The 7,503-nt window shown below is 71.2% G+C and carries 8 protein-coding genes; all 8 read right to left on the bottom strand.

Going from position 1 to position 7,503, the window contains the following annotated elements; translation table 11 throughout:
* Positions 1–49: 49 nt before the first annotated feature.
* A complete protein-coding gene (locus PKE44_RS08815; protein WP_324550193.1) occupies positions 50–367 on the bottom strand; it encodes a DUF3301 domain-containing protein in 318 nt (105 codons plus the stop codon).
* 19 nt (positions 368–386) lie between these two features.
* On the bottom strand, positions 387–1,718 hold the full coding sequence (locus tag PKE44_RS08810) for a GTP-binding protein (protein ID WP_324550191.1): 1,332 nt from the start codon (positions 1,716–1,718) through the stop codon (positions 387–389).
* Between the two features lie 16 nt (positions 1,719–1,734).
* Positions 1,735–3,207 (bottom strand): GTPase, encoded by a 1,473-nt coding sequence (locus PKE44_RS08805; RefSeq protein WP_324550189.1) that lies wholly within the window; start codon positions 3,205–3,207, stop codon positions 1,735–1,737.
* A gap of 7 nt (positions 3,208–3,214) precedes the next feature.
* Positions 3,215–3,652 carry a thioesterase family protein gene (locus PKE44_RS08800; protein WP_324550187.1) on the bottom strand — a complete coding sequence of 146 codons (438 nt, stop codon included), beginning with the start codon at positions 3,650–3,652 and terminating at the stop codon, positions 3,215–3,217.
* Between the two features lie 105 nt (positions 3,653–3,757).
* Positions 3,758–4,234: an Rsd/AlgQ family anti-sigma factor gene (locus PKE44_RS08795; protein WP_324550185.1), complete on the bottom strand. Its 477-nt coding sequence runs from the start codon at positions 4,232–4,234 to the stop codon at positions 3,758–3,760.
* A 137-nt stretch (positions 4,235–4,371) separates the two neighbouring features.
* A complete protein-coding gene (tsaB, locus tag PKE44_RS08790; protein WP_324550182.1) occupies positions 4,372–5,052 on the bottom strand; it encodes a tRNA (adenosine(37)-N6)-threonylcarbamoyltransferase complex dimerization subunit type 1 TsaB in 681 nt (226 codons plus the stop codon).
* A 95-nt stretch (positions 5,053–5,147) separates the two neighbouring features.
* Positions 5,148–5,672: a chemotaxis protein CheW gene (locus PKE44_RS08785; RefSeq protein ID WP_324550179.1), complete on the bottom strand. Its 525-nt coding sequence runs from the start codon at positions 5,670–5,672 to the stop codon at positions 5,148–5,150.
* A gap of 21 nt (positions 5,673–5,693) precedes the next feature.
* Positions 5,694–7,343 carry a methyl-accepting chemotaxis protein gene (locus PKE44_RS08780; protein ID WP_324550177.1) on the bottom strand — a complete coding sequence of 550 codons (1,650 nt, stop codon included), beginning with the start codon at positions 7,341–7,343 and terminating at the stop codon, positions 5,694–5,696.
* Positions 7,344–7,503 lie beyond the last annotated feature (160 nt).

Here is a 7,503-nt window from a genome sequence, read left to right as displayed (position 1 = left end):
CTGAAGCAGGCGAGCGCCAGCAGATCGGCCAGCGGCAGCGGCCCGACGCTCACGGTGCCGGCTCCGCTGCGGCGGCGAGCACCAGGGCCTCGACCCGCCGGCCGTGCATCAGCAGCGTGCCGGCGCTGCGGGTCTCGCGATCCCGGGTGTATTCGAAGGCGTAACGGCGCTGCCAGACCGGCCCGCGCACCCCGCGCGCCGGCCGCAGTCCGCGCAGTTCGACGGTTTCGTCCAGCAGCTGCACGCCGGCGCGCTCGCAGGCGCGGCGCACGATGGTGAGGGCGGTTTCGCGGGCGCGCAGCGCATCGCGCACGTACCAGGCCGCCAGCGCGCCGCCGATCAGCAGCATCCACCAGCCGGAGTTCATGCCGGAGCACGGCAGAGGTTCATCGCGGGTCTCCCTGCAGGCGCGCGAGGATGTCGGCACGGGCTTCGGCGAGCAGGGAATCGCGGTCGAGACTCGCGAGGATTTCGCGCACGACGCGCTTCGGCCCCCCCTCGCCCCAGGAACGGCCCTGCGCGAAATACCGCTGCGCAGCAAGACCGACCACGTAGGTTCCATACCACGCGACCGCGCCCTGGGCTCCCGCCGTCACGATCGTTGACAGCCCGAAGGTCGCGCCCTTCAGCGCCGAGGACGCCAGGCTCGCGAGGTAGCTCGACCCCATCAGCAGCGCAAGCTGCGCGATCAGCGTGCGCAGCAGTGCCCCGGCTTCGGTGTGCGAGACCGGCAGGCCGTAGACGCGGCCGAGGTGCACGATCATCGCCACGTCGGCGAACACCGCGGCGAGATCGGCGAGCGGCACCGGGTTCAGCGCCACGCCGAGGCCCTTGGCCAGGCAGTAGCGGCGGATGACGGTCTCGGCGAGCGAGCGGCGCAACTCGACGACCTCGCGCGCCAGCCGCTCGCAGAAGCGCCCGGCGAACAGCCCGGCGTTCAGCGCCGCGACCGTCTTGCCCTCGGCGGCGAGGATGTCCCAGAGCGTCTCGCGCAGATCCTCGATGTCCGGCGCCGGGCGCTCGCGCGATTCGTGCTCGCGACCACCCGCGTCGACGCGGATCACCGTGCGCTCGGCCGGGGCCGCGGCGCAGGGCACGATGTGCTCGGGGCGCACGAGGCCGCGGCTGCGGGTTTCCAGGGCTTCGAGCAGCAGCGCGCGCTCGGCGCGCGTGTAGCGGTCGGTCTTGTTCAGCGCCAGCACGATCGGGCGCGTGCCCTCGGCGGCGAGTTCGCGCAGCGCGTTGAGCTCGGTCGCGGTCAGGTCGCCCTCGCAGACGAACAGGATCAGGTCGGCGCCGCCGGCGACCTCGCGTGCCAGCCGCTCGCGCGCCTCGCCGCCGACCTCGTCGATGCCGGGCGTGTCGATCAGGAACACGCCGCCATCCTCCAGCCGCTGCACGCCGGGCAGCTCCGGATCGGCCGCCCAGCGCGCCGAGCTTGCGGCCGTGGTCTCGCCGTGCAGCGGACTGGTCGCGAAGCGCTGCTCGCCGAGCAGGGCGTTCAGCAGCGCCGACTTGCCGACGCTGACCCGGCCGAACACGGCGATGTGCAGATGGCCGTGTTCGAGGCGTTCGAGCAGCAGCGACAGCGCCGAGTAATCCTCGGCCAGGCGCTCGCGCACGGCCGCCGGCACGGCCTCGTCGGCGAGCAGCGCGCGCAGGCTGTCGCGCGCGAGGCCGAGGTGCGTGTCGGCCGCGGACGCGGAAGGGCCGGCCATCCCGGGAGCGCCGGGCTCAGGCGTCGCTGCGGTCGGCGTCGCGGCCGGGTTCAGCCGATCGAGCACGGCCGACCACCAGTGCGGCCAGCCGTCGCGCGCGCGTTTCCAGATGTTCACCGAGGGCATCCTCGAACAGGTGTACCGCCACGCCCGGCACCAGCGCACCGCGGCTCGCGAGCGAGCGGGCGGCGGCGTGACCCAGGCTCTCGAAGATCAGACCGTAGGCGATCGCATGCAGTGCGCCGCCGAGCACGGTGCCGACGCCGGGAAAGGCCTTCAGCACGTTGCCGGCCAGCGCCAGCAGCAGGTTCATGCGCCGCCCGACGTGGCGGCTGGCGAGATCGAGGAAGCGCTTCAGGTCGATCTCCTGTGCCGGCACACCGTAGACGGCCGAAAGCTCCTTCAGCATCTGCATGCCGAGCCAGCCCTGGATCAGCACGTCTGTGCCCGGCCCGACCGCGGCCAGCGCGCCGAACACGGCCTTGCGCGCGTAGGTCTCGACGACGGTCTCGGCGCGCGCGGCGCGCTCGGCGGCAAGGGCTGCGTCGAGTTCGCGCCCGATCAGCGTGAACACCGCGGCATCGCGCAGGGATTCGAGCGCACCGGCATCGGCATCGAGCGTGCGCTGCAGCGCCACGCCGAGCGCGTGCACGTCGGCCGGGCGCTCACGCTCGATGCGCGTCTCGCTGCCGTCGGCGCCGATGCGCACGACTTCCTCGGTACCACCGGCACTGACCGCGACGAGCTCGGCCCGTCCGGCCAGCCGCTCGCGGATGCGCGCCTGCACCAGCGCGAGTTCCGCGGCGGTGTAGCGATCGGCCTTGTTCAGCGCCACCAGCAGCGGCTTGCCCAGACTCAGCAGGCGCTCGAGCGCGGCGAGTTCGGCGCGCGCGAGATCGCCGCCGGTCACGTAGATCACCGCGTGCGCGCGCACGGCCTCGCCCTCGGCCTCGGCATCGAGCGTGCCGTCGGCCTCGTTGAGGCCGGGCACGTCGGCGAGCACGAGTTCGTCCCCGGCCGGGCTGGTCCAGACGTGATGGACGATCGTGCGCGTGCTGCCGCCGACCGGCGAGACCACGACCTCGGCGCCCGGCAGCAGCGCGCGGATCAGGCTGGACTTGCCGGCCGAGACCTCGCCGAAACAGGCGACGATCACGCGCCCGCCCGCGCGCCGGCGTTCGAGTTCGGCGAGCTCGGCGCGGTAGCGCTCGACCGGCAGCCCGGCCTGCACGGCAGCTTCGAGCTGGCGATCGATCTGCGGGGCATCGGGAGGCGGCGGCGCGGCGGCTGCGACCGGCCGGCGCGGGCGCATCAGGCGCAGCACCAGCCACGCGACCAGCGCGATCAGCAGCCCGTACAGCGTCAGGAACAGCGGGGATGCCTCCGACAGGCGCTGCCACAGCGTCAGCGCGAAGTCGGTGACGTGCAGCGCCAGCGCCAGGGTCAGCGCCAGCCCGAGCGCGAACAGCAGCGGTCGCCAGCGACGCATGCGCGACTCAGGCCCCGGCGGCGGCGCAGAGCGCCGAGCGGAATTCCTCCGGCATCGCGCGCACGCGCCGCGTCGCGTAGTCGAAGAACAGGATGCCGGTCTTGGCGTGCGCGATGTCGCGGCCATCGCCAGCGGCACTGACGCGGTAGACGAGGTCGCAGCCCTTGCCGTGGACATCGGCGGTGGCGAGATCGAACAGCAGCGTCTCGCCGAGGAAGGCCTCGGCGCGGTAGACGATGACGGAATCGACCATGATCAGCCCCGCCCCCCAGCAGTCGAGTTCGCTCTGGCCGTGCGCGGCCAGCCAGCGCACGCGCGCCTCGTGCAGCAGGCCGAGCAGCGCGTCGTTGCCGAGGTGGCGGCCGTAGTTGATGTCACCGACGCGCACCTGCATCGAGGTGCGGAAGGCGAAGGTCGCGGGCAGGTCGAGCTTGACGCGGGCCATGCGGTCACCTCGGGGCGCGGTGGATGAAGCGTGGACGGGGGGGCGGAAACGCGAACGCCGGGCGGCTTGCGACCGCCCGGCGTCCGGGACGGGAAACGACGGCGCTCAGGCGGTGCAGGCCGCGAACAGGCGCTCCTCCAGCGCGGTGCGCGCGGCGAGCGTGGCACCGAGGCGCGCGAGATCGGCGGCCAGGCGCTCGAAGCTGCAGGTGTGCTCGCCGCCGTAGCGGTCGTTGAAATCGACGGCCGCCTGCGCGGTGTCGGCGAGGGCCGCCTCGATCTCTTCGAGCAGCGCCCGCGTGCTCGCGCAGGCCGGCAGGCCGCGGCCCGGGCAGCTGCGCATGAGCTGATAGACCTCGAAGTGCCCGAGCGCGACGTAGTCGACGAGCTGCTGGCACAGGGCTTCGAGCTGCGGCAGCAGTTCGGCGATGCCGAGCTGTGCGCAGCCGCAGGACAGGGTCTCGTGGCGATCGGCCAGGGCCTGGCGTTCCAGACGCAGACGCTCGACCAGCTTCGGCAGGGCCTTGTCGTGAATCTCGTCAGCGATGGTCGTCATCTCGTCATCCAGCGGTTCGGCGAGCATGTCTCCTCCTCAGTTATGTCTGGTTGTCGGCATGCGCGTCTCTGCGGACGCTCGGGCAGACGGACCGCAGGCTGCAACGGTCGCCGGCATGCTAACGCCGGCCGTGGCGCGGGCGCCACCGGCGCGTGGCCTGCGGTTCAGCCCCGGACGGCAGACTTCTTCGCCACCTCGTCGCGCAGATAGACCGGCTGCGCGGCAGCCGCCGACACGCCGGCACCGGCCAGGAGCAGGCGCCTGCCGAGCCGGGCGACATCGGCGGCGTGCGGCAGCGCGGCCGGATCACGGTCACTGAAGGCGATGCGCCCGTCGAATGCGGCAGCCGCCGCCGCGAGACCGCTGCCGACCCCGAACCAGGTGCCGGGCAGGCTCAGCGCCGAGGCTGCCGTGACGCATTCGGCGAGCCGGGGCTCCTGCGGCCAGCCATCGGCATCGAGCGGCCAGGCTGCGGCGTAGATCTCTCCCATGCGCGCATCGATCGCCGCGAACACCTGACGCGCACCCTGCCTGCGACCGGCGCCGTACGCGAGGGTTTCGAGCGTCGAGACCGGCGCCACCGGCAAATCGTGCGCGAAGGCCAGCCCCTGTGCGCAGGCGGTGGCGATGCGCACGCCGACGAAGGCGCCCGGCCCGCGCCCGAAGGCGATGCCATCGAGCGCCGACCACGTGCAGCCGGCCTCGGCCATCACCGCCCCGATCATCGGCAGCAGCAGTTGCGTGTGGCCGCGCGGCGCGAGCTGCCAGCGTTCGATCAGCTCGTCACCGGCAAGCAGGGCAGCCGAGCAGGCTTCGGTGGCGGTATCGATGGCGAGGAGGTTCAAGCGGCGGGCTCCGGTGGCGGACAGGCGCGCGGCAGTATGCCATCGGCCCCGGAAACCGGATGTCGTCGGCCCGGCGGACGCCCGCGCTGCCGCACTCAGGCCGCCGCCCCCTGCGTCAGCCGTGACAGCTGCGCCATCTCGGGGATTGACAGCACGCGGTGCTCGTCGAGGATCACGACGAAGCGCTCGTCGAGCCGCGCCATGCCTTCAATGAAGTCCGGGCGGATGTGCTGACCGAAGGCCGGAGGCGGCTCGATGCGCTCGAGCGGGATTTCCAGCACCTCGGAGACGGTATCGACGACGAAGCCGAGATCGGTGCCGCCTCTGTCGGCATCGGCATCCGCCTCGACGACGACGATGCAGCTTCTGCGCGTCGTCTCACCCGGCGGGCCGCCGAAGCGCGCGGCCAGGTCGATGACCGGCAGCACGCGGCCGCGCAGGTTGATGACGCCGCGCACGAAAGCCGGCATCAGCGGGATCGGCGTCAGCCGTCCGTATTCGATGATCTCGCGGATGCGGGCGATGCCGAAGGCATAGGCTTCGCCGGCGACCGTGAAGGTCAGGTACTGACGGCTGGCACGCGCGGCGCTGTCGCCGGCGGAAGGTTTCAGGGCCTGCATGGCGGAAGTCCTGCCGGTGGCTCAGTAACGGACAAAACCGGATTCCTCGGGCTCGCCGGCGGCGAAGGCACGCAGCAGTCCGGCGTTCGCCTGCGACCGCTTCAGCGCAGCACCGGCCGGCCGCGACGCACGGGCACGCGGCTGGACGCTGACCACGGCGTTGTCGCCGGCAAGACGGAAGGCATCCATCAACTGCATCAGCTGTTCGGCCTGACTCGCCATCTCTTCGGCAGTCGCCGCCAGTTCCTCGGAGGCCGAGGCGTTCTGCTGCGTGGCCTGGCTGAGCTGGCCCATCGCGCCGTTGATCTGCGCCACGCCGCCGGCCTGCTCGGTCGAGGCGGCGGCGATCTCCTGCACCAGATCGGAGGTCTTGCGCACCGCCGGCACGATCTCGGCGAGCAGGTCGCCGGCGTGCTCGGCGGTCTCGACGCTGCTGGTGGCGAGTTTGCTGATTTCCTGTGCGGCGATCTGGGCGCGCTCGGCGAGCTTGCGCACCTCGGCAGCCACGACGGCAAAGCCCTTGCCGTGGTCCCCGGCGCGGGCGGCCTCGATCGCGGCATTCAGCGCCAGCAGGTTGGTCTGGTAGGCGATGTCGTCGACGATGCTGATGCGCCCGGCGATCTGCTTCATCGCTGCCACCGTGTCGCGTACCGCCACACCACCTTCGTCGGCCTCGCGCGTGACCTTGCCGGCCACGCCGTCGGTGATGCGGGCGTTGTCGGTATTCAGCGCGATCGTGGCCGACATCTGCTCGATCGAGGCACTGGTCTCCTCGACGCTCGCGGCCTGTTCAGCGCTGGATTGCGACAGGGTCTGTGCAGTGGCGTTGATCTGCTCGGACGCCGAGCCAAGCACACCGGCGGCCGAACGCACTTCGGAGATCAGCTGCGACAGGCGTTCGAGGGTGGTCTTCAGTGCGTACAGCATGCTGCTGGTGTCGTTGTTGCGCAGCACCACCTGCATGTCGAGCCGGCCTTCGGCGACCCCGTGCAGCAGCTCGGCCGCGTAGCCCGGTTCACCACCGAGCTGGCGCATCAGGGAACGCGTGAACCACCAGCAGGACAACAGCCCCCCGGCCAGCGCGCAGAGCCCGAGGATCAGCATCATGCGCTGGTTGCCACGGACTTCGGCATCGGCCTGATCTCCGAGCATGCGCATGGTTTCGGCCTGAAAGGCATCGAGCTTGCGCACGGCGACCAGATAATCATCCTGCGAACGACGCAAGCGCTCGCTCAGCACACGCTTGGCCTGCTCGACATCCCCGGCACGCAGCTGCGTCAGCATGTCGGCCTGATCGTTCAGATAGGCCGCGCGCGCATCGTCGACCCCCTTGAGCAGCACACGACCGCGTTCGTTGCTGATGCTCGACTGCAGCTTTTCGAGCCGCTCGGCAATCGTGCGCTTGGATTCCTCGACCTGGGCGATGGCATCGCGAACATCCTCGGCACGGCCCGAGAGCATGGCATCGCGCATCGCGATCGAGATGGTGGCCACGCTCTGGGCGAGATCGCCGGTCCACTGCATCTTCGGAATGCGGTCGTGGACGATGTCCGAGACTTCGTCATTGATGCGGTCCAGACCGTTGAAGCCAACGATGATCTGGGCCGCGAGTGCGAGCAGGATCAGGCCGAAGCCCAGCCCCAGGCGGGTGACTACTTTCAGGTTTTTCATACAGGAGCCCCTTGGATGCGGATGATCGGGAAATGATGGATTCGGGGAGACTGAGACGGGATTCAGGCGCAGGCCAGCTTCGCCGGCGCCGGGAGACTCGATGCAGGCGGCGTGCGCGCCGCTGCCAGCGCGAACAGCGCCGGCACATCGACGATCAGCG

Source organism: Plasticicumulans sp. (assembly GCF_035331805.1).
Classification (GTDB): Bacteria; Pseudomonadota; Gammaproteobacteria; order Competibacterales; family Competibacteraceae; genus Plasticicumulans.
This window is presented reverse-complemented; position numbering and strand designations above follow the sequence as displayed.